Origin of the sequence: Gottfriedia solisilvae, assembly GCF_002128405.1 — a bacterium.
GTDB lineage: Bacteria > Bacillota > Bacilli > Bacillales > Bacillaceae_G > Gottfriedia > Gottfriedia solisilvae.
Genome location: NZ_NETJ01000001.1, coordinates 466,045 through 487,213, shown reverse-complemented (window position 1 = coordinate 487,213; position 21,169 = coordinate 466,045). Strand labels below are relative to the sequence as shown.

Sequence of the window (21,169 nt, the reverse complement as noted above, 5' to 3'; positions counted from 1 at the left end):
AAATAAGTACAAGTTTTAAAACATTTAACGATTTACACAATTGACAGTGATTTGCCAAAACGAAATCAGCAACTATTTTTACACCATACAAAGGAGATAAGGGGTGTTTCCTATGAAAAGCGGTTATTGGCAAAATTGGTCTGGTAGTGTGAAGTTTAATCCACAACATATTTTTACACCAAATTCGATCGAAGAAGTTGTAGCGATCGTAAAAAAAGCAAATATAGAAAATAAGAAAATAAGAGTAGTAGGTTCACGTCACTCCTTTACCCCGCTAATATCAACAACTGATTTCCTCGTCTCTCTTGACCAATTACAAGGTGTCATTTCAATAGATAAAGAAAAACAAATTGCTGAAGTATGGGCAGGAACAAAATTAGAAAGACTTGGGCAAGAATTATACGAGTTTGGTTTTGCCCAGGAAAATTTAGGCGATATTAATGTTCAATCTATTGCTGGAGCATTATTAACAGGTACACATGGTACTGGTGTACAGCATGGAATTTTAGCCACACAAATTGAAGAATTAACAATTGTTCTACCTAATGGTGAAGTGTTAGTTTGTTCGAAAATAAAGAATATAGATCTATATAAAGCAATTGGTGTTTCACTAGGGTTACTTGGGATTGTAGTAAAAATGAAAATTAGAATTAAACCTGCTACTACATATCGTTATGAAAGTAAAAAGATTCAAACAGTAGAATTATATCACCGCATTGAAGAAATGAAGAATGAAAATGAGCATTTTGAATTTTATATGTTCCCTTACTCAAAAAATATACAAGTAAAACTGATGAATGAAACTAGAACAAAGAATCATTCTTTTAAGTTCGAAAAATGGAAAGTAGCAACCATTGAAAATAATGTATTTTGGTTTTTAAGTGAAATTAGTAGAAATATACCTAAAACTAGTAGGATGATTAGTAGATTAAGTGCCAAGAATGTACCAAACTCTAGAATGGTAGGACCAAGTTTTCAACTGTTTTCTACAGTTCGAAATGTAAAATTTAATGAAATGGAATACAGTATTCCAAAAGTCTATATGGTTGATGCAACGAAAGAGATTCAAGAAGAAATTATAAAAAATAAATTCAATGTACATTTTCCAATTGAATGTAGATTTGTAAAAGCAGATCATTTTATGATTAGTCCTGCATCAGCACGTGACTCTGCTTATATTGCAATTCATATGTATAAAGGAATGCCACATCAGGATTATTTCTATCGAATTGAAGAAATTCTTCAAAGCTATGGTGGACGTCCACACTGGGGAAAAATGCATAACATGACAATAGTACAATTGGAGAACTTATACCCTCATTTATCGCAATTCCTTGAAATTAGAAGTAAACTTGATCCCAAAAACGTATTTGTTAATGCATATTTAGGGAAGTTATTTAATATAGGATAATGTATTAATGACAGGAGGTTTTGGCTTGCTGTCATTTTTTATGAAATTTTCATTGAAAATTATTATCAGTTATAATATGATGTTAGATGATAATGGTTTTCAATACATTTATAAAATCATAAAGAGTATGATTCATTCTGGAGGAAAAAAATGATGAAGAAGCAAACAACTTTGATCGCACTTTCAATTGCAACAAGCCTTATGGTAGCAGGGTGCTCACAAAAAACTGAAGAAACTAGTAAAGTTCAAAAGGATAAAAATGTAGTAGAAAAAGTAAAGCTAGATACTGAGATTAATAGTTATCGTGACTTTGTCGTTTCACAAACAGAAGAATTCGTAAAATCAACTCAATTATTCGTTAATGCAATCAATGCAGGTGATATAGAAGAAGCAAAACGTTTATATCCAATTAGCAGATCTTATTTTGAAAGAATTGAGCCAGTTGCAGAATCATTTGGTGATTTAGATCCAAAAATTGATGCACGTGAAGGTGACGTACCAGCTGAAGAGTGGACTGGTTTCCACAAAATTGAACAAGTATTATGGGTAGATAAAACAACAAAAGGTCTAGAAAAATATACGAAACAATTAATGACGGACGCTAATTATTTACGTGCGAAAGTAGAAACAGTTGAAATTGATCCAGTTCTATTTGTGACAGGTCCTGTAGAATTATTAAATGAAGTTTCTTCATCAAAAGTTACTGGTGAGGAAGAACGCTATTCACATACAGACTTAGCTGATTTTGCAGCAAACGTAGAAGGCTCACACAAAGTAATTGAATTAGTTTTACCTAAATTAAAGGAAAAAGATGCTGAGTTAGCGACTACTATTGATGACCGCTTTAAAGAATTAATGACATCATTGGATTCATATAAAAATGGTGAACAATATATCGATTACACGAAGTTAAAAGAAGATGAAGTGAAAAAATTAGCACAACAAGTTGATGCGCTTGCAGAACCAATCTCTCAAGTTGGCTCAACATTAGGAGTAAACTAATATGTCAAACTTAGAAAAGAATAAAGTTACAAGACGTGATGCACTTAAGTTAATAGGTGTAGGTGGAGCGGGATTATTAATTGGTGCAACTGGAATAGAGGCTGCAACTGATAAAGTTACAAATTTCTTTACACCCAATAAGGTGGATGCAAGTGAACTTCTTCCATTTTATGGTGAGCACCAACAAGGGATTACAACGCCAGCTCAAGACTTTATGTATTTAGCATCATTTCAACTAGAAACGACATCAAAAAATGAGATAAAAACTTTATTTAAAAAATGGACAGAAGCGGCAGCTACACTTAGTGAAGGAAAAGAGATTGGAGATTCAGATGTACTGTCATCACCTCCAGCAGATACTGGAGAAGCAATTGGACTTCAACCGATGAAACTGACTTTCACATTTGGTGTAGGACCTAGTTTCTTCGATAAATTATCAATACAATCAAAACGCCCAAGCCAATTAAAAGATTTGCCACATTTCCCAGGAGACGATTTAAGAGAAGAGTGGAATGGTGGAGATATTGCTGTTCAAGTTTGTGCGAATGATCAACAAGTTGCATTTCATGGACTTCGTAATTTAATTCGAATTGGCCGCGGCATTGTATCTTTAAAATGGATGCAACATGGATTTCAACGTTCACAAGGTTCGGATCCATCTGGAAGCACTCCAAGAAATTTAATGGGCTTTAAAGATGGTACTGCAAATCCAAATCCGAAAGATAAAGATGAAATGAATAAGCATGTTTGGATTCAAAATGATAATACACCAACATGGTTAGCTGGTGGATCTTATTTAGTGGCACGTAGAATTCGTATTCGTGTTGAGGAATGGGATCGTAGCACTTTAAATGATCAAGAAGCAACGTTTGGACGTCATCGTCAATCTGGTGCACCACTTGGCGAAAAGGATGAATTTGCAGAACTGAATGTTAAGAAAAAAGATTCAAATGGTAATTTAATGATTCCAGCAGATTCTCATGTTGCCTTAGCTAGAGGGAATGGTAAAGTGAAAATCCTAAGAAGATCTTATTCATATACAGATGGATTAGATATTCAAACAGGTAAACTAGATGCAGGATTATTATTTGTTAGTTTCCAACAAGATATTGAGAAGCAATTCATACCTTTACAAGAAAAATTAGCGAAAATGGACTTATTAAATGAATATATTGAACATAATGGAAGTGCTGTCTTTGCATGTTTTGGTGGTGTAAAGAAAGGCAGTTATATTGGAGAAGGTTTAATCTAGGTGACAACAATGAAGAAAATAACAACGCTTTTCATAACTTTACTATTTATCCTATTTATGAATAGTCCAATTCAGAAAATATTTGCAGAAACAGATGTTCAAGAACAAGTACTTTCACATATTGGGAATTCCTTAACTGAAGTTAAAAACGGGGAAAAAGATAAAGTGAAAGCAGATTTACAATCGATTAAAAGTTTAATTGAAAATGAAAAGAAAACGGATCAATTAAATAAGCTCGTAAATCATGCTCTTGAAGATTTAGAAAGTAATGATATCACAGCTATTACTGAAGATATCCGTGAAATTGCTTTTGAGACCGAAAATTGGATAAAAAATACGAATGTAACGAAAGATTTATCTCAAATTGATTTAAAGAAACTAACATTCCATCTTGAAAAAGTTCAGTCTTATTCAACTGATTCAAATTGGGTAGAAGCAAAAAAACAATATAAATTGTTCGAGGTTGAATGGTATAAAATCGAGAATGATTTAAGAAAAGCGAATGCTGGTTTCTACGGTGCAATTGAATCAAATATGATTACAACTAGATCTGCATTATTTTCATCAAAGCAGGACAGTAAGAAAGTAACAAGTAGCTTAACAAAATTAATTGATGTTTTAAATCATCCAACAACTGATTCAAATAAAGACGTAAGTATTGAGAAAGCAATTGGATTAATTGATCAAACGATTGAGTATATCAATTCAGATGAACCAAAAAAAGCACAAGATGCATTTACAGAGTTCGTTCAGGATTGGCCTTATGTAGAGGTTGTTGTTCAAGCTAATTCAATGGAACTGTACAAACAAATTGAAAATGATACAACAATCGCTTTATCACAAATATCCGACAAACCAAACTCTAATCAAACGATGAAAACATTAAAACATATTCAGACAAACTTAAATATGGCTACTGAGAAAAATTCGTATTCAATGTTTGATGCTGGTACAATTGTTTTTCGTGAAGGGTTAGAGGCGTTGATTATTATATCTGCGTTACTTGCACTAGTTTCAAAAAATAATCAAGTCGCTGCTCGTAAATGGATCTTCATTGGTGGAGCCTTTGGGGTTCTTGCAAGCTTAGTTGCGGGTGCATTATTCCAGTTCTTATTATCTAAAATTTCAGCAGGTATCAGTAATCAACTAATTGAAGGTGTTTCCGGTTTAATTGCCGTTGTCTTCATGTTAACAGTTGGACTTTGGTTGCATAAACAATCAAATCAAAAAGAGTATGGAAAAACAATGAAAGAAAAGGCGCAAGCTGCTTTAGCTGGCGGTGGAATTCTATCAATTAGTTTACTATCATTTTTTGCAGTATTTAGAGAAGGCGCAGAGACTGTAGTATTCTACATAGGGATGAGTTCATCAATCTCAATGAAAGAATTATTTATTGGATTTGCTGGTGGTATATTGATTCTAAGTATAATCGGTTTCATCCTATTGAAAGGAAGTAAACTAATACCACTAAAACCATTTTTCTTAATTGCAAGTTTATGTATTTACTATTTAACGTTTAAATTTATTGGGCAAAGTATTCATGCGCTACAAGGCATTGGTTACTTACCAAACCACATGTCTACAAAACTACCAACTATACCAAAAATAGGGATTTATCCTTCATTTGAAAGTGCAATACCACAAATCATATTATTGCTATTTGTGATCTGGTTATTTGTTGGAACTAAAATCGGCAGTAAAAAACAATCGATCTCAGCATAGTAGGATCTATTTTGATGAGAACAACATAAGAAAATGGCAACTAATGAATATTGGTTGCCATTTTTTTTATTTATAATTTTTCAAAAACTACCCTGAATACGTGTAGAATAATAAAAATATGTATAGTAAAATTCAAAAGTAGAAACAATTCTTAAAAAGAATAGAAAAGGATATTTTGATAGAAAACATGATGGAAAGAATGTTTGTTAGAAATCGAAAATCCAAGTTTTGAGGTATAGTTAAGTAATTTTTAAAATTGATAGAAGAATTAGTGTGAGGTGTTTTATGACAGAGAGAAAATTAAATCCAAAAGTAGATGCATTTTTAAGTAAGACTAAAAATTGGCAAGAAGAATTTGAAAATTTGAGAAAAATCGTCCTTGATTGTGATCTGACCGAAGAATTTAAGTGGATGCATCCTTGCTATACATTTGAAGATAAAAATATAGTGTTAATTCATGGATTTAAAGAGTATTGTGCGCTTTTATTTCATAAAGGTGCCTTATTAAAGGATGAAAAGGGGATCTTAATCCAACAAACGGAGAATGTACAGTCGGCTCGCCAAATTCGATTTACCAATGTACAACAAATAATTGATATGGAAGAAATCTTGAAAGCATATATTTATGAAGCCATAGAGGTTGAGAAATCTGGGCTGGAAGTCGAGTTTAAAAAAAATACGGAATACATAGTTCCTGAAGAATTTCAAATGAAACTAGATGAAATGCCTGAATTGAAAACTGCTTTTGAAGAATTAACGCCTGGCCGTCAGAGAGCATATCTTCTTTATTTTGCTGCACCTAAACAATCTAAAACAAGAGTATCAAGAGTAGAAAAATATATACCGCAAATCCTTGATGGAAAAGGTTTAAAAGATTAGGGTGCTAGATCCTTTGATAAATTGCCAAACATGAAGGGACCTTTTAAGGTCCCTTCATGTTGATTAAACGAATATACACATCAAAATATCATCCAAATATTCATGATCATTTAGTTTATATTCTTTCACTTTACGTCCTTCTTCAACAAACCCCAAACTTTTATATAATGTAATAGCTCTTGTATTTGTAGCAAACACCGCTAAACTAACTTTTTCAATAAATGGATTCTTCTTAGCCCATATTAGTAATTCTTCTAATAATAATCTTCCAATCCCAGCGTTACGCATTTCTTTTTTTACCATAATTCCTAATGAGCCAGTGTGTGATAAACGTTTTCGATTTTGTGTGTTAAAACAAATCCATCCAATAATCTCACCATTTACTTCGGCTACTAACAATGTTTCTCTTTCATTTTCTAGCGTATTTTTAACCCATTCTAGTTGTTCTTCTACAGTTTTATTAAATTCTTCAGAAACCGAAATAAAATATTGGCCTTCTGCAACAACTTCTCGTTGAATATCTAATAGCGCAGCTGAATCCTCGATACGAGCTGTACGAATAATTGATTTTTGTAGCTTGTTTTCAGACAATGATTTTCATCCTTTCAAAACAGTTGTTAATCTAACATTCAACAGGAAGGTAATATAACCTTTTTTTATCTATAAAATCATAAAAAATTGATTTAGAAACATAAATAAATCCTGAGTTTTATGTTGATTGAAACATGATCTAGTATGAAGTTTATCTAGCTTTAAGAATGAACATTAAAAATTAATCAAATTTGAGCTAAAATATTTTAAATAAATATTAAAAGCGATATGATAAAGTATAAGAAAAAATGTAGTTATACATAAAAATATTATGTAAACTAAAACGTTTGAAGGAGGATATACAAATGCTACAAAAAGCAACATTTGCAGGTGGTTGTTTCTGGTGTATGGTAACACCATTTGAAGACCTACCGGGCATACACGGTATTGTATCGGGTTATATGGGAGGACACTTAGAAAATCCAACATATGAAGAAGTTAAAAAAGGTAGTACTGGGCACTATGAAGTAGTTCAAATTACGTTTAACGATGAAGTATTTCCTTATAAGAAATTATTGGATCTATTTTGGCCACAAATTGATCCAACAGATGCAGATGGACAGTTCCAAGATCGAGGTCCTCAATATCGAGCAGCAATTTTTGTTCATAATGAATCTCAACTTGCGGAAGCTACAGCTTCAAAGGAAGAGCTAATTGCAGGTTCACGTTTTAAAAAGCCGATCGTAACAGAAATTTTGCAAGCATCAACATTTTATGAGGCTGAAGAATATCACCAAGATTATCATAAGAAAAATCCAAAGCACTATAAAGAAGATCGTGCGATGTCTGGTAGAGATGAGTTCATTAACCAAAATTGGAAATAAGTTAAAAAATAGAAGCTCATTTGGGCTTCTATTATTTTAAGAATATTCATTTGAAGAAAATTGAAAGGAGATAGCAATTATGGAATTAAAACAGACGAATAGAAAGTATGTTACTGTTGGATTACTAGTAGCGGTAACGTTAGCGGCAATTGAAGGTACAATCATAACGACTGCTACTCCTACAATTACGTCAGATCTTTCAGGTGTCAATTTAATGAGTTGGATTTTTGCAGCATATATGTTGGCTATGACTGTAACGACCCCAATCTATGGGAAATTATCTGACTTATATGGCCGTAAAAATTTATTAATTTTCGGAATACTAATGTTTGTGTTAGGTTCGATTTTATGTGGTTTTGCACAGAATATGGGTCAGTTAATAACGTTTCGAGCTATTCAAGGAATAGGTGCTGGGGCAGCATTGCCACTTACAATGACAGTAATCGGCGATCTATATCCATATCAAGAGCGTGCAAAGGTTCAAGGGTTTATTAGTGCTGTATGGGCTGTATCAAGTGTAATAGGACCTTTAGTTGGTGGCTTTTTTGTAGATTTTATATCATGGAGATTTATCTTTTTTATTAATATTCCATTTGGTATATTGTCTACTTATATATTGTGGAAATTCTACCATCAAAAAGTTGAACAAACAAAACGAATTTCGATTGATTACTTAGGTACTATTTTATTTATCATCAGTACATTATCTGTTTTATATGCTTTAGTAGTAGGGGGAGAGAAGGGGGATTGGAGTTCTCCTAATCTAATATTTCTATTTAGTATTGCAATTATTTTCTTTGTACTTTTCCTTTATGTTGAAACGAAAGCAATTGAACCATTATTACCTTTATCACTATTTAAGATTCAAAATTTAGTCGTCACATATGCTGCGATGTTTGTTGCACATGCATTACTAATTGGAATCGAAGTGTATTTACCAGTATATAATCAAAGTGTCTTTGGAAAAAGTGCCACAGAGTCTGGTTTAATGTTAATACCATTATCTTTTTCCTGGACAATTGGTTCATTCTTGTCTGGACGTCTGATTAAACAGCTGTCAGCAAAACAAATCATTTTATTTGGTACATTCTTTTGTATGATCGGTTCTTTAGGTTTATATGGACTGCATAATGTAGAATTTTTTGTTTATGTATGTAATGCCTTTCTAGGATTAGGTTTTGGGTTATCATTTCCAATTTATATGATCATCATTTCTTCTGCTGTTGAAACAAACCAAAGAGGAATTGCAATTGCAGCAAATTCATTTCTGAATACATTTAGTCAGACAATTACAGTCGCAATCTTAGGGACAATTTTTACCCTAAAGGCTTCTAGCTTTTTAAATGGACAGAAATTAGTTTTAGGTGCACATAGTCAATCTGGAGAACATGTAGTATCTGAATCTATTAAAAATGCAGTTACTGCAGGATTTCAAACAATTACCCTTTTAATGGCAATTTTTAGTGTAATCACATTTATTTTTGTATTATTTTTACCTAAAATGCATTCCGAAGAAAAGAAAGTTGAAGTGGCTCAATAATAAATAAAGAAAGCTGGGAAATTATGAACTCAACCATGAAAGGGATATTGTATGGCGTGTTTGCCTATGTCGTATGGGGCATCTTACCAATTTATTGGAAGCTTGTGCAGGATATTGCACCTTTTGAAATACTAACACACCGAATCATGTGGTCATTTGTAACGTTATTGATTTTTATATTTTTAATTAGAAAAAAAACAGAATTCAAAGAAACTTGGAAACAAGTACTTGGAAATAAAAAAGTCTTGTTTTCAATGATATTGGTTTCATTGTTAATCAGTACAAATTGGCTACTTTATATTTGGGCAGTAAACTCAAATCATATTTTAGATGCTAGCTTAGGGTACTATATTAATCCTTTAGTTAGTATTATACTTGGCGTAATTGTGTTAAAAGAAAAATTGTCATTTTGGCAAATTTTTTCCGTTTGTCTCGCAACAATTGGTGTGGGGTATTTAACGATCACTTCTGGCACATTGCCAATTATAGCGATCTGCTTATCTTTAACGTTTGCTTTTTACGGACTTTTAAAGAAAATATTAAAAATAGAAGCATTTTTTAGTCTAACAATTGAAACTTTATTAATTTTCCCGGTAGCACTTATTTATTTCATATTCTTATCGGCAAATGGAGATGCAGGATTCATTAAGAGTGCTCCAATTGAGCAATTACTATTGGTCGGTGCAGGTTTCGTAACAATTTTACCTTTATTATTTTTCGGAAAAGCAACAGAATTAATTCCATACACTTATGTAGGTTTCTTACAGTTTATCTCGCCTACAATTAGCTTGTTAATTGGTGTATTATTATACGGTGAAAGCTTTACTCGTACTGATATGATTTCATTTTCATTTATATGGGTAGCATGTCTATTCTTCTCTATTTCAAATACGCCATTTATGAAATCTATTGAGCAAAAATTTAAAAAGCAAAACAAAAAACAATCAATGTCAGCATAAAGCTTGATTAATGCGTTTGAATGCATTGAAAGGAGTACCAATGTCTGGAAGTAAAACGAATGCAATGAGAATATTAGATTCAAAAAAAGTACAATATCAAACTTTTTCATACGAAGTTACTGATGGAAAGATTGATGGCGTATCTGTTGCAAATAAAATTGGGAAAGTACCAGAAATGGTGTTTAAAACATTAGTGTCTATTACGCCGTCTAAATCAATTTATGTATTTGTCATTCCAGTAGAAAAAGAGTTAGATTTAAAATTAGCGGCAAAAGTAGCGGGAGAAAAAAAGCTGGAATTATTACCAGTAAAAGATTTGCTAACCAACACTGGATATGTTCGTGGAGGATGTTCTCCAATCGGAATGAAAAAGCAATTTCCAACGATTATTGAACAATCTGCGGACCGATTAACTGAGATTATTGTTAGTGGTGGAAAGATAGGTATACAACTTCAACTGAATGTGAATGATTTAATACAAACAACTCGAAGCAAACTAGCAAAAGTTGCAAAATGACTGAAGTTTTGAGGGATCTAAAAATGAATTATTTTTATTGTTATTTAATCATTGTAAATATACTATCTTATACAGTAATGGGAATTGATAAATACCGTGCACGACGAAAACTTTGGAGAATTCCTGAACGAATCTTGTTTTTATTAGCGATTATCGGTGGATCAATCGGGTCGATTTTAGCCATGTACTATTTCCGTCATAAAACAAAGCATCCAAAATTTGTCTTTGGATATTGGATTATTTTATTTATCCAATGTGTTTTGTACTTCTTCTTTTTCTAATTTCTTTCGGATAGTCTCCTATTAATTGCACAAAATATTTATATAGCAATTAGTAAGGAGGCGATAGTAATGGGACGTGGAAAAGGCGGCAGAACAAATAACGCTGGGCAAAAACAACCAAATTATGAGGATAAGTCAAATTTAGCTGAATCTAAAAAAAATAAAGCTCAACAGTAAAAAAGAGTGCCTGTTATCATTTCTTTGATTACAGGCTTTCTTTATTGGAAGTGGGGAAATGAAATGAAAAAAGAATGGTTTGCAAGATTAAATGGACTTGGTATTAATGAAGTATCAAATGAGAATATGACAATCTACTTTATTAATGAAGAAAACGTAGATGAAGCAGTGAAAGATTTAAGTAGAAAAGTGAAATGGGATGAAAATTGGTTAATCATTGGGTTTGAAGATGAAACTGATGATGTCATATTTATCAACCAGTTAACTGGAGAAGTTTGTACTGCGTATGAGTTTGAAAAAAGTTGGGAAGTCGTGTCATTATTTTCAAGTGTAAATGAGTTTTTAAAAGCTTATGGATATTAAAATTAGAAAAAGATGAATACTTATGACAGTATTCATCTTTTTTATTAGACTGATATATTTTGTGTGTCTTTTAATGATTCTGCTTGTTTGTATTTTTTCTCATTTACATATAATTTACTGATAATCATCAATGAGACAGCACCAAATATTAGTACCATATATCGTAGACCAATAGTATCCAAAAACAGGCCAGTACTTAATAATACAACTTGAAACATAACTCGTTCATACATACTTCTAAATGAAAAAAGTCTACCATGATATGTCTTGTCAATTGATGTTTGGAATAGGGTAGATGAAACAGGGAAGAAACATCCAACTGCTAATCCGAAAAGTGAAAATGAAACAATTGGCATCCAGTGAATATTTGCAAAAAATAGTGTTAAATGAGCAATAGCCACCATCGTTGTGAAAAAATATAATAACCCTGTATTTGAGAACTTCTTAGTTAATCGTTTAATGATAAATGCACCGAGCATAAAGGATATACCTTCAAATGTATAAATAAGTCCTTTTATAGAGTCATTATGTTGTAAATCACTGATCTCAATTACCATTAAATTAAATCCGCCAATAAATAAAAGAGGGATAATATTTAAAATAATTAAATTTAATACACCTTGTGTACTTCGAATTAAACGGAATATTTCCGTAAAACCTTCTTTTTGTTTCGGATTATTTACTTTTACATCTGATGATACTTGAACCTTCGATTGTTCTTCAAATCGTAAGAAGAATGTCATGATAAAAAGAAATGCATAAGCCAGCATACTAATTCCATAAACATTCGTTAAACTTGTTGCGACAACTAAAATACCACCAATTGATGTGCCGGCAATTCGGGCAATTGTTGAAATATTCATATGTATCCCATTTAAGGATAACAATTGATCTTCTTTCACAATTAGTGGAATAACCGCTTGAAGCGCTGGAAAATAAAATGCTGCCGATATTTGTAAACATACTAAAAATAAAACCATAAAAATAATATTTTCATAATGAATTGCAATAAACATGATGATTGTACTTAATGTTCGACCAAGTCCACTAATTAATAATATTTTTTTCTTTGAATGTTGATCAATTAATCGACCAGCTAATGGACCAACAATTACACCTGCAAGTAATCCAAAAAAGAGAATAAGAGATTTAAAGAAATCGGAAGGGACATGCTGTTGCATAAAATCAAGATTCCCAATTATTCCAACCCATAATCCGATTCCAGCTCCAAATTCTCCGATTAGAACAATCCAAACGTTTCGGTTTCTCCACATTTATAAAAACCTCTTTTTCTAAGAATATTTCTAAGACTTTAGCTATTATCTCAAATATAGGATAAAAAAACTATTAAAAAAATTAAAATTTATCAAAAAAAAGAAGCCTTTTTGGCTTCAAAACTGAGTGTAGTGTAGTACAAAATTTAGATTTTCTCACTGGTAAAAAACGTTTATTTTAAGTAGTAAAACTACCTGAGAAGTAGGGAGAAATTCGTTTTTGGTATAGTTTCCCACTTTATGGAAAAAGGGAAAATTGTTTAGTGTATTCATTATAAAGGCTTTTATTCTTCTATCTCATATTCAAGATTATGTAACAGTAAATTAGTTGCTTCTTTTAATTTAGAAGAAGAATCAAATGTAGCTTGTGCTTGCTGTGAATTTCCTCCACCTTTGCCATCGATTTGAGAAAGGATATTTTTAATTACATTCCCACAATGTAAATCACTGCCTGTTTGATTCAAAAATAAAAGTCTATTGTCTTTTAAACTTGTAAAAATAATGATCGAAGGCTGTTTATTTTGAATTATTTTTGTTAGTAATTGCAAATCCTTCATGTCTTCTTCAGTAAATGATTGGAAAATGATCCCATTTTTAGCATTTACTAAACATTCATTGGAGATCGAATCAAATATTAACGCTTTTAGACGATCAATTTCTTTTTGAGCTTCCTTTAATTCTGAAATAGTTTGTTCAATTTTATCTTTTATTTGCTCTGAATTTGTATTAAATAATTGATTGATGCTTGATACTATTTGATTTGTTTTTTGAAATTCTTCAAGTGCACGATTCCCACATTTAAAATGAAGACGGGTAGATTGTCTGACTTTTTCAGTTTTCAGCAACTTAAGCAAACCAATTTCACCTGTTTGTTTGACATGTGTTCCACAGCAAGCTGAAACATCAATATCTGTTATTTCTACAATTCGTATATCCTCATCATTTACCTTTGGTAATTTTCGTAGGTTAAGTGTATGTAGTTGATCTTTTTTGACGAAATATGTTTTAATCTCGTTATTTTCGATAATTTTTTGGTAAACTGCTAGCTCAATCTGGATTAACTGATTTGATGTCAGACTAGGTGTATCCAAATCGATTGTGACCGTATCTTTACCAAGATGAAAACTGATCGTTGGAATATCATACAATTCTATAATCGCAGCAGATAGAAGATGCTGGCCACTATGGTGTTGCATATGATCAAGTCTTCTATCCCAATCAATGACACATTTCACTGTATCGGTTTTCGGCTTTTCTCTTAAAACGTGAATGACTTCAGTATCATGATCAATACATTCGATTAATTCTATTCCGTCAATTGTCCCAGAATCAGATGGTTGACCACCACTTTCAGGGTAAAATGCAGAATCTTCTAATTTAATATGGTAAAGCCCATCTATTTCTTGTATATCAACGATGGAAGTTGTCCATTCTTTCAATGTGGACTGTTCATAATATAGTTTTTGTGCCATAATCTTACCTCATTATTTTTACTTTAAGATTATTATATAGAGAGTTTGTGAAAAACAAAAATATTTACTATAAAAATTTGTTTCAGAATATCTAAACTTTTCATCGTATAACAAGTAAGTCTGATAGAAAGGTTTTAATTTTACTAAAAAATATGGTATTGTTAAGAGTAGAGCAAAAGAGAGTTGGAGGAAAACAATGATTACACTTAGTAATGTTAGTTTGCGTTTTGCGGACAGAAAATTATTTGATGACGTTAATATAAAATTTACACCGGGAAATTGTTACGGATTAATCGGTGCAAATGGTGCAGGTAAATCTACGCTAATTAAAATCTTATCAGGAGATATCGAACCATCAACAGGCGATGTAATTATTACGCCAGGTGAGCGTTTAGCAGTTTTGAAACAGAACCAATTCGAATATGAAGAATTTGAAGTACTTCAAACTGTTATTATGGGTCATACTCGTCTGTATGAGGTCATGAAAGAAAAAGATGCTATTTATATGAAAGAAGATTTTACCGAAGAAGATGGCATGAAAGCTGCAGAACTTGAAGGTGAATTCGCAGAATTAAATGGTTGGGAAGCAGAATCTGAAGCTGCTATTTTATTAAAAGGCTTAGGGATCACGGAAGCACTTCATGATAAAAAAATGAGTGAATTACAAGCAGGCGAAAAAGTAAAAGTATTACTTGCTCAAGCGCTTTTTGGTCAACCAGATATTCTTTTATTAGATGAGCCTACGAATAACTTAGATTTAAAAGCTGTACAATGGTTAGAAAATTTCTTAATCAATTTTGAAAATACTGTTATTGTTGTATCACATGACCGTCATTTCTTAAATCAAGTTTGTACTCATATGGCTGACCTTGATTTTGGTAAAGTTCAACTTTATGTTGGTAACTATGATTTCTGGTACGAGTCAAGCCAATTAGCTCAAAGATTAATGGGTGACGCTAACAAAAAGAAAGAAGAAAAAATTAAAGAACTTCAAAGCTTTATTGCACGATTTAGTTCAAATGCATCAAAAGCAAAACAAGCTACTTCACGTAAAAAACTTTTAGATAAAATTACACTTGACGATATTCGTCCGTCATCTCGTCGTTATCCTTTCGTTGGTTTTACACCTGAAAGAGAAGTTGGAAATGATTTATTAACGGTTGAAGGAATCTCTAAAACAATTGACGGTGAAAAAGTTCTTGATAATGTTCGTTTTACTGTAAATAAAGGCGATAAAATTGCTTTTGTTGGTAAAAATGACGTTGCAATTACGACACTATTTAAAATTTTAATGGGTGAAATGGAGCCAGATACAGGTTCATTTAAATGGGGTATTACAACTTCACAGGCGTTCTTCCCAAAAGATAACTCTGAGTTCTTCCAAAATAGTGAACTTAACCTAATTGAATGGCTACGACAATTCTCACCTCAAGACGAATCTGAAAGCTTCCTTCGCGGATTCCTAGGTCGTATGTTATTCTCTGGAGAAGAAGTAATGAAAAAAGCTTCAGTTCTATCTGGGGGAGAAAAAGTTCGTTGTATGTTATCAAAAATGATGCTAAGCGGAGCAAATGTACTAGTACTAGATGATCCAACAAACCATTTAGACCTAGAATCAATCACAGCCCTAAATGATGGCCTAATTGCATTTAAAGGAACTGCTTTATTCACATCACATGACCACCAGTTCATTCAAACAATCGCTAACCGCATCATCGAAGTAACACCAAACGGCTTAGTTGACAAAGAATGCACTTATGATGAATTCTTAGAGAACACAGAATTACAAAAACAAGTAGAATCATTATATAAAAAATAATATAAATACTACTGATCTCATTCTTTATAGATTCAGTTAAAGGATACAGTAGTAAAAGGACCAAGTCACTTATGATTTGGTCCTTTTGTTTTTATGATGAAAACACCAAGTTAATTATTAATTAAATCGAGATAAATATTTTTCTGGAAGTCAATTTAATATGTCAGTAAGTTAGAATTAGTACTTTATGGAGTGTAAGAATTGTATATTTGTTTATAGTATAAAACTGAATGGTAAAGAAAATACTTGCGAGGCATGTGCCCAAAGACAAGGAATTATCCATCGATTTTTAATATAGAAGTTGTTGAGACAAAGGGATAAAAAGTAGTTTTTCATTATTAAGGATTTACAGCTTATTTAATACAGGCAGTATTAATAAGATTTCTCTTAGGATACTCTGATTTACTCACAAAGATTGAACGGAAGGAGGAGGCTCAGCGCCTGCCCCATGGAAACGAGCATCCTGAAGTGGAAATCAACAAATTCTCATATTTAAGGCTTATTAGAGAATGAATTGTTTATTACTTTTCACTTCATTTACGATTTGATAAACTAAAACAAAAAGGAGGAGTAACTATGACTAATGAAGATAAAAACAAATTTTTTCAAAAATACCTCAAAAATGCCTCTTCCTATCTTGGAAATAAAGAAAAGTCGTCTGATTTACTAAAAAAAGCAATGAAATTAGCACCAAAGAAAAAGGGTGCACTAGGTGATGCTTGGGAAAAAGTCATTTTATTTATCGATTTATTTAAAGCCTATATTAACGGTAGCTATAGAGATATTTCCACTAAGTCAATATTAACTGTTATAGCAGCTTTACTTTATTTTGTAAGCCCGATTGACGCTATGCCCGATTTTCTGGTTGGATTGGGACTATTGGATGATGCAACAATTCTAGCCTTCACATTTAAACAATTAAACACTGACATTGAGAAATTTAAAATTTGGAAAAATAAAAAACAAGAGGAAAATGAACTACTTGATAAAGAAGATTGATCATTTTATTAACAATTAATAAATTATGTCGATAAACGTTATATAACCATCTAGTAAATTTTTTTCAAAGGAAGGATGTATAGCGTGCTATCAATAGGAGATACGGTCTTTATCGAAGAAAAGATCGATGATCAAATTTTATATTATAAATCAAGACTAGTAGATATACTTGACCAACAGCTTCATTTAGATATACCAATTAATGAAATGACAGGTAGAAATGCTATATTTACGAGAAATTCAACTTTTAAAATTTTATTTCTAACTAAAAGATTAGAACTTTATACCTGTAACTTAACATATATCCAATCTTTACATGAAACAGTTCCTGTAATGGTTTTTAATAAACCTAATGAAAATGAATTGGTAAAAGAGCAAAGAAGAAGATTCTTTCGCATACCATCTACTACTGAAATCACAGTACTTCCAATTGAAGGAGAGTTTACACCATTAAAATCTTTATCACAGGATATCAGTGCTGGAGGAGTTGCGATTCATATTCCAAAGTCAATTCCATTACAAGTAAACCAGAATGTTGTCTTATTAATGAATTTACAATTCGAAAATTCCTTAAACGAAGAAGTTAAAGTTGAATCAACAATTGTAAGAATACATGATGCGGAATCAAATGAAATGCAGTTAATTTCATTAATGTATAGTAAATTGACTAGTCAAGATAGACAAAAAATTGTAAAATACACGATGGAACAACAACGATTACAAATACAATCATTGAAATACGATTTATAAACGAAAAGGTTGTCATATTGACAACCTTTTTTTAATGAGGATAAACTCATCTAAATTAATAATTTGTACGATTTTCATCGTTAATCCACACGATAAATGGATTTTCCTTATCATTTACCGGAATGAATATTTGTTCACTCGGAATTGAGCGATCTTCATATGGTAACGATAATTCATTATAAATATGTGCATCATCAAAACCGATTGCAGCTGCCTCTTTTTTCGTGAAAAAATAATAAATTTTAGAGATTCTAGACCAATATGCTGCACTAAGACACATCGGACATGGTTCACAACTAGTGTATAAAACAGAATCCTTTAGAGTAAAGGTTCCGATATTTAAACAGGCATCTCTAATTGCTTGCACCTCAGCATGAGCAGTTGGATCATTTAAGGTTGTCACACTGTTTACGCCAGCTCCGATAATTTTACCATCTTTGACAATTATTGCTCCAAAAGGCCCACCATTTTTATTTAATAAATTTTCATAAGCAAGTCTTACGCTAAGTTTTATCCAATCAGTGTGTTTCATTCACAACACCACCGTTCATAGTCAAATGTTTAATCATTTTATGAACTAAAAAGTGTAAATATGACAACTCAATTCACGAGGAATGTCGAATTATTTACTATAAAAAATAGAGGGAATTTAGTAGTTTGTTTAGAAATAAGTAAACGCTTACAAAAATGTATTCTAAGGGTGTGTTTGTATTGAATAACTACGGAAATAATGTTCAATTTCAAGTTTATAGTAGTGGTAGAAAGAGTGATCTGCCTGTTTCTTTTGAAGAAATGGAACAATTAGCACATGAACAATTAGATGAAAGCTCATTTTATTATATAGCTGGTGGGGCTGGGAAAGAACGCTCAATGAAGGAAAATAGATTAGCATTTGATCAATGGAAAATCGTACCTAGAATGTTACGTAATGTATCTGAACGAGATATCAGTGTAAAGTTATTTGGAAAAACCTATCAATCACCAATATTATTTGCCCCAATTGGGGTTCAGACGATTGCACATCCAAACGGGGAATTAGAGTCAGCAGAAGCAGCAGCAGCTTTAAAGATCCCTTATATCGCGAGTACTGCTGCAAGTTTTTCATTAGAAAAAATTGCAGATGTATTGGATGATTCACCAAAATGGTTCCAATTGTATTGGAGCAATGATATGGATATAACTGCAAGTATGGTCAAACGTGCGGAAAAATGTGGTTATGAAGCAATAGTCGTAACACTAGATACGCCAATGATGGGTTGGAGAGAAAAAGATATTGAAAATGCGTATTTACCTTTTTTACTTGGACAAGGAATCGCAAATTACTTAGAGGATCCAGTTTTTTGTTCAAGATTAAATGTATCTCCTAAAGAAGATATTGAATCAGCCATTTTGCTTTGGACGAGATTATTTGGAAATCCTGCACTTACATGGGATGATTTAGCGTTTCTTCGAAAGCAAACGAACTTACCAATTTTACTTAAAGGTATTTTGCATAAAGAAGATGCAAAACTAGCATATGAAAGTGGAATGGATGGAATTATCGTTTCAAATCACGGAGGAAGACAAGTAGATGGAACAATTAGTTCTTTAGACGCTTTAGAAATGATTAGTAAAGAGTTAAAAGGGAAAATACCAATTTTATTTGATAGTGGAATTAGAAGAGGAGCAGATGTTTATAAAGCTTTAGCGCTTGGAGCCAACTCAGTTTTAATTGGCCGTCCGTTTATGTATGGATTAGCGCTTGGAGGTAAAGATGGTGTCATGCAAGTTATGAAAAACATCATAGCCGACTTTGATCTGACAATGGCATTATCAGGACAAAAGAGTATAAGTGAATTGAACGCATCCTTACTAATCAAAGAATCAAATCTTTCATAATTACAAGAAATAGAAGAAAAAGTCCTAATTAACTTTATTAGTTAACTAGGACTTTTTTTATGCTACATTTTTAAAATTTGGTTTTGAATTATTTTTACTTTTCATGGAAGCACCAATAATAAACCCAACTAAACCAGGGATGATCCATCCAAAACCATTACTTTGCATAGGAATATAAGCTAGTATGTCAGAAAGAATTCCATTTAAAAATGTATGATTAATCATTTCGATGAAACTATATAAACCAACAAAACCGATTGTCATCACATAAACAGAGCGATAATTAAATGGGATTTTATCATGTACTAACCCAAGTACAATTAATGCAATGGCCATTGGATATAACAATCCAAGTACAGGAACAGAAACTTTTAAAATTTGAGTTAGACCAAGATTCGCAACAAAGGCACTAATCGCACATAATAAAACTACCCAGTTAAGATAAGTTAATTTTGGAAAGATACTTGTAAAATATTGTGCGCATGAAGTAATTAGACCAATGCAAACACTTAAGCATGCAAGTGTAAAAATAAGACCTAAAACAATTGTTCCACTATTACCAAATAACTGATGTAGTACTGTACTTAATACAATCGCACCGTTATCAACAGTACCAGAAATCTCAGTAGAAGCACCTAAATAAGCAATGATTAAATAAGTAAAGGTTAGTAGAATGCCACAAATGATTCCAAATATCGCTAAGTATTTAACTTGCAATTTCTGATTAGTAATCTCTTTACCTTTGAAAATTGTAACAAACACAATACCGTATATTAATGCAGCGATTGCATCCATTGTTTGATAACCATCTAAAAATCCTTGAGAAATCGGATGATGTTTATAGACAGATGTAGCTTCATTAAAGCTTGATAAATCAGTAAACAAAGCTTTAATAAATACAATAATGATTAATATAAGCAATGATGGCGTTAAAATTTTGCCAAACCTGTCTATTAATTTTGAAGGAGATTTCGCAAACCAATACACAATACTAAAAAATACAATAGTATAAATCATTAAACCGATTGGTGATGATTCGATTGAATTTGATAGAAATGGTTTGATACTCATTTCATAAGCTAAACTTCCTGCACGAGGAATAGCAAGTCCTGGCCCAATTGATAGATAAATAGCTAATGGAAAAAGTAAGGCAAAAATCGGATTTACTCTGTTCACTAATGTATCGAATGAACCTGATTTCGCAATTGCAATAAATGCCAATACGGCAAGTCCTGCATCTGAAACAATGAAGCCAGCAACTGCTTGCCAAACATTCTCCCCAGCAGTTTGTCCTAAATATGCAGGAAAGATTAGGTTTCCTGCACCAAATAACATTGAAAATAGCATAAAACCCATAAATAAAATTTCTTTTTTAGATAAAGAATTCAAACAATTCACCTCGATCTATAGTTGCAAATAAAAAGTAGATTTCATTCTATCAAATATATTTTCCAATTAC

General features: G+C 32.0%; 20 protein-coding genes. 15 read left to right on the top strand and 5 right to left on the bottom strand.

Translation table 11 applies throughout. The features are described from left to right. Positions 1 to 103 precede the first annotated feature (103 nt). From CAB05_RS02340 to CAB05_RS02320, 5 genes are all read left to right on the top strand, one after another. Entirely contained in the window at positions 104 to 1,411 is a 1,308-nt protein-coding gene (locus CAB05_RS02340; protein ID WP_371870376.1) for a D-arabinono-1,4-lactone oxidase, read from the top strand. Between the two features lie 153 nt (positions 1,412 to 1,564). After that, positions 1,565 to 2,413, top strand: coding sequence for an iron uptake system protein EfeO (gene efeO, locus CAB05_RS02335; protein ID WP_087998600.1), 849 nt, complete (start codon positions 1,565 to 1,567; stop codon positions 2,411 to 2,413). A gap of 1 nt (position 2,414) precedes the next feature. Beyond that, positions 2,415 to 3,665: an iron uptake transporter deferrochelatase/peroxidase subunit gene (gene efeB / locus CAB05_RS02330; protein WP_087998200.1), complete on the top strand. Its 1,251-nt coding sequence runs from the start codon at positions 2,415 to 2,417 to the stop codon at positions 3,663 to 3,665. A gap of 9 nt (positions 3,666 to 3,674) precedes the next feature. After that, positions 3,675 to 5,387, top strand: a complete 1,713-nt coding sequence (locus tag CAB05_RS02325; RefSeq protein WP_142283042.1) for an FTR1 family iron permease — start codon at positions 3,675 to 3,677, stop codon at positions 5,385 to 5,387. A 285-nt stretch (positions 5,388 to 5,672) separates the two neighbouring features. Beyond that, positions 5,673 to 6,266: a YdeI/OmpD-associated family protein gene (locus CAB05_RS02320; protein ID WP_087998198.1), complete on the top strand. Its 594-nt coding sequence runs from the start codon at positions 5,673 to 5,675 to the stop codon at positions 6,264 to 6,266. Between the two features lie 63 nt (positions 6,267 to 6,329). Here the strand turns inward: CAB05_RS02320 and CAB05_RS02315 are convergent, their stop codons facing one another. After that, positions 6,330 to 6,857, bottom strand: coding sequence for a GNAT family N-acetyltransferase (locus CAB05_RS02315; RefSeq protein ID WP_235821344.1), 528 nt, complete (start codon positions 6,855 to 6,857; stop codon positions 6,330 to 6,332). Positions 6,858 to 7,162: 305 nt separating this feature from the next. On the opposite strand from CAB05_RS02315, the gene msrA reads away from it, so the two are divergent. The 6 genes from msrA to CAB05_RS02285 all read left to right on the top strand — a co-directional run bounded on the left by msrA (position 7,163) and on the right by CAB05_RS02285 (position 11,518). Then, positions 7,163 to 7,681, top strand: coding sequence for a peptide-methionine (S)-S-oxide reductase MsrA (msrA, locus tag CAB05_RS02310; RefSeq protein ID WP_087998197.1), 519 nt, complete (start codon positions 7,163 to 7,165; stop codon positions 7,679 to 7,681). Between the two features lie 79 nt (positions 7,682 to 7,760). Continuing rightward, the gene (locus tag CAB05_RS02305; protein ID WP_087998196.1) at positions 7,761 to 9,221 is read left to right on the top strand and encodes an MDR family MFS transporter; all 1,461 of its coding nucleotides are present in this window, start codon (positions 7,761 to 7,763) and stop codon (positions 9,219 to 9,221) included. Between the two features lie 23 nt (positions 9,222 to 9,244). Then, the gene (gene rarD, locus CAB05_RS02300; protein ID WP_087998195.1) at positions 9,245 to 10,180 is read left to right on the top strand and encodes an EamA family transporter RarD; all 936 of its coding nucleotides are present in this window, start codon (positions 9,245 to 9,247) and stop codon (positions 10,178 to 10,180) included. Between the two features lie 40 nt (positions 10,181 to 10,220). Beyond that, the gene (gene ybaK, locus CAB05_RS02295; protein ID WP_087998194.1) at positions 10,221 to 10,697 is read left to right on the top strand and encodes a Cys-tRNA(Pro) deacylase; all 477 of its coding nucleotides are present in this window, start codon (positions 10,221 to 10,223) and stop codon (positions 10,695 to 10,697) included. Positions 10,698 to 10,720: 23 nt separating this feature from the next. Next, on the top strand, positions 10,721 to 10,978 hold the full coding sequence (locus CAB05_RS02290) for a DUF1294 domain-containing protein (protein WP_087998193.1): 258 nt from the start codon (positions 10,721 to 10,723) through the stop codon (positions 10,976 to 10,978). Positions 10,979 to 11,218: 240 nt separating this feature from the next. Then, a complete protein-coding gene (locus tag CAB05_RS02285) occupies positions 11,219 to 11,518 on the top strand; it encodes a hypothetical protein (protein WP_087998192.1) in 300 nt (99 codons plus the stop codon). Positions 11,519 to 11,562: 44 nt separating this feature from the next. On the opposite strand, the gene CAB05_RS02280 is transcribed toward CAB05_RS02285, so the two are convergent. Together CAB05_RS02280 and CAB05_RS02275 are read right to left on the bottom strand one after the other, a co-directional pair. Next, complete coding sequence (locus CAB05_RS02280) at positions 11,563 to 12,792, bottom strand: MFS transporter (protein ID WP_087998191.1); 1,230 nt, start codon at positions 12,790 to 12,792, stop codon at positions 11,563 to 11,565. Between the two features lie 284 nt (positions 12,793 to 13,076). Then, entirely contained in the window at positions 13,077 to 14,264 is a 1,188-nt protein-coding gene (locus tag CAB05_RS02275) for an alanyl-tRNA editing protein (protein WP_087998190.1), read from the bottom strand. Between the two features lie 196 nt (positions 14,265 to 14,460). Between CAB05_RS02275 and CAB05_RS02270 the strand changes: the two genes are divergently transcribed. The 3 genes from CAB05_RS02270 (at position 14,461) to CAB05_RS02260 (ending at position 17,832) form a co-directional block, all read left to right on the top strand. Then, the gene (locus CAB05_RS02270) at positions 14,461 to 16,083 is read left to right on the top strand and encodes an ABC-F family ATP-binding cassette domain-containing protein (RefSeq protein ID WP_087998189.1); all 1,623 of its coding nucleotides are present in this window, start codon (positions 14,461 to 14,463) and stop codon (positions 16,081 to 16,083) included. A 576-nt stretch (positions 16,084 to 16,659) separates the two neighbouring features. Beyond that, positions 16,660 to 17,082, top strand: a complete 423-nt coding sequence (locus CAB05_RS02265) for a YkvA family protein (RefSeq protein ID WP_087998188.1) — start codon at positions 16,660 to 16,662, stop codon at positions 17,080 to 17,082. An 84-nt stretch (positions 17,083 to 17,166) separates the two neighbouring features. Next, a complete protein-coding gene (locus CAB05_RS02260) occupies positions 17,167 to 17,832 on the top strand; it encodes a flagellar brake protein (RefSeq protein ID WP_158093162.1) in 666 nt (221 codons plus the stop codon). A gap of 55 nt (positions 17,833 to 17,887) precedes the next feature. Here CAB05_RS02260 and CAB05_RS02255 read toward each other — a convergent pair whose 3' ends face one another. Then, positions 17,888 to 18,364, bottom strand: a complete 477-nt coding sequence (locus CAB05_RS02255) for a nucleoside deaminase (protein ID WP_087998186.1) — start codon at positions 18,362 to 18,364, stop codon at positions 17,888 to 17,890. 179 nt (positions 18,365 to 18,543) lie between these two features. On the opposite strand from CAB05_RS02255, the gene CAB05_RS02250 reads away from it, so the two are divergent. Then, complete coding sequence (locus CAB05_RS02250; protein ID WP_174567268.1) at positions 18,544 to 19,710, top strand: alpha-hydroxy-acid oxidizing protein; 1,167 nt, start codon at positions 18,544 to 18,546, stop codon at positions 19,708 to 19,710. A 57-nt stretch (positions 19,711 to 19,767) separates the two neighbouring features. On the opposite strand, the gene brnQ is transcribed toward CAB05_RS02250, so the two are convergent. Then, complete coding sequence (gene brnQ, locus CAB05_RS02245; protein WP_087998184.1) at positions 19,768 to 21,099, bottom strand: branched-chain amino acid transport system II carrier protein; 1,332 nt, start codon at positions 21,097 to 21,099, stop codon at positions 19,768 to 19,770. Positions 21,100 to 21,169: the final 70 nt, after the last annotated feature.

Coding starts and splice junctions, on each gene's coding strand:
- efeO (WP_087998600.1), top strand. CDS start 1,565: ATGAAGAAGCAAACAACTTTGATCGCACTTTCAATTGCAACAAGCCTT.
- efeB (WP_087998200.1), top strand. CDS start 2,415: ATGTCAAACTTAGAAAAGAATAAAGTTACAAGACGTGATGCACTTAAG.
- CAB05_RS02325 (WP_142283042.1), top strand. CDS start 3,675: ATGAAGAAAATAACAACGCTTTTCATAACTTTACTATTTATCCTATTT.
- CAB05_RS02320 (WP_087998198.1), top strand. CDS start 5,673: ATGACAGAGAGAAAATTAAATCCAAAAGTAGATGCATTTTTAAGTAAG.
- msrA (WP_087998197.1), top strand. CDS start 7,163: ATGCTACAAAAAGCAACATTTGCAGGTGGTTGTTTCTGGTGTATGGTA.
- CAB05_RS02305 (WP_087998196.1), top strand. CDS start 7,761: ATGGAATTAAAACAGACGAATAGAAAGTATGTTACTGTTGGATTACTA.
- rarD (WP_087998195.1), top strand. CDS start 9,245: ATGAACTCAACCATGAAAGGGATATTGTATGGCGTGTTTGCCTATGTC.
- ybaK (WP_087998194.1), top strand. CDS start 10,221: ATGTCTGGAAGTAAAACGAATGCAATGAGAATATTAGATTCAAAAAAA.
- CAB05_RS02290 (WP_087998193.1), top strand. CDS start 10,721: ATGAATTATTTTTATTGTTATTTAATCATTGTAAATATACTATCTTAT.
- CAB05_RS02285 (WP_087998192.1), top strand. CDS start 11,219: ATGAAAAAAGAATGGTTTGCAAGATTAAATGGACTTGGTATTAATGAA.
- CAB05_RS02280 (WP_087998191.1), bottom strand. CDS start 12,792: ATGTGGAGAAACCGAAACGTTTGGATTGTTCTAATCGGAGAATTTGGA.
- CAB05_RS02275 (WP_087998190.1), bottom strand. CDS start 14,264: ATGGCACAAAAACTATATTATGAACAGTCCACATTGAAAGAATGGACA.
- CAB05_RS02270 (WP_087998189.1), top strand. CDS start 14,461: ATGATTACACTTAGTAATGTTAGTTTGCGTTTTGCGGACAGAAAATTA.
- CAB05_RS02265 (WP_087998188.1), top strand. CDS start 16,660: ATGACTAATGAAGATAAAAACAAATTTTTTCAAAAATACCTCAAAAAT.
- CAB05_RS02255 (WP_087998186.1), bottom strand. CDS start 18,364: ATGAAACACACTGATTGGATAAAACTTAGCGTAAGACTTGCTTATGAA.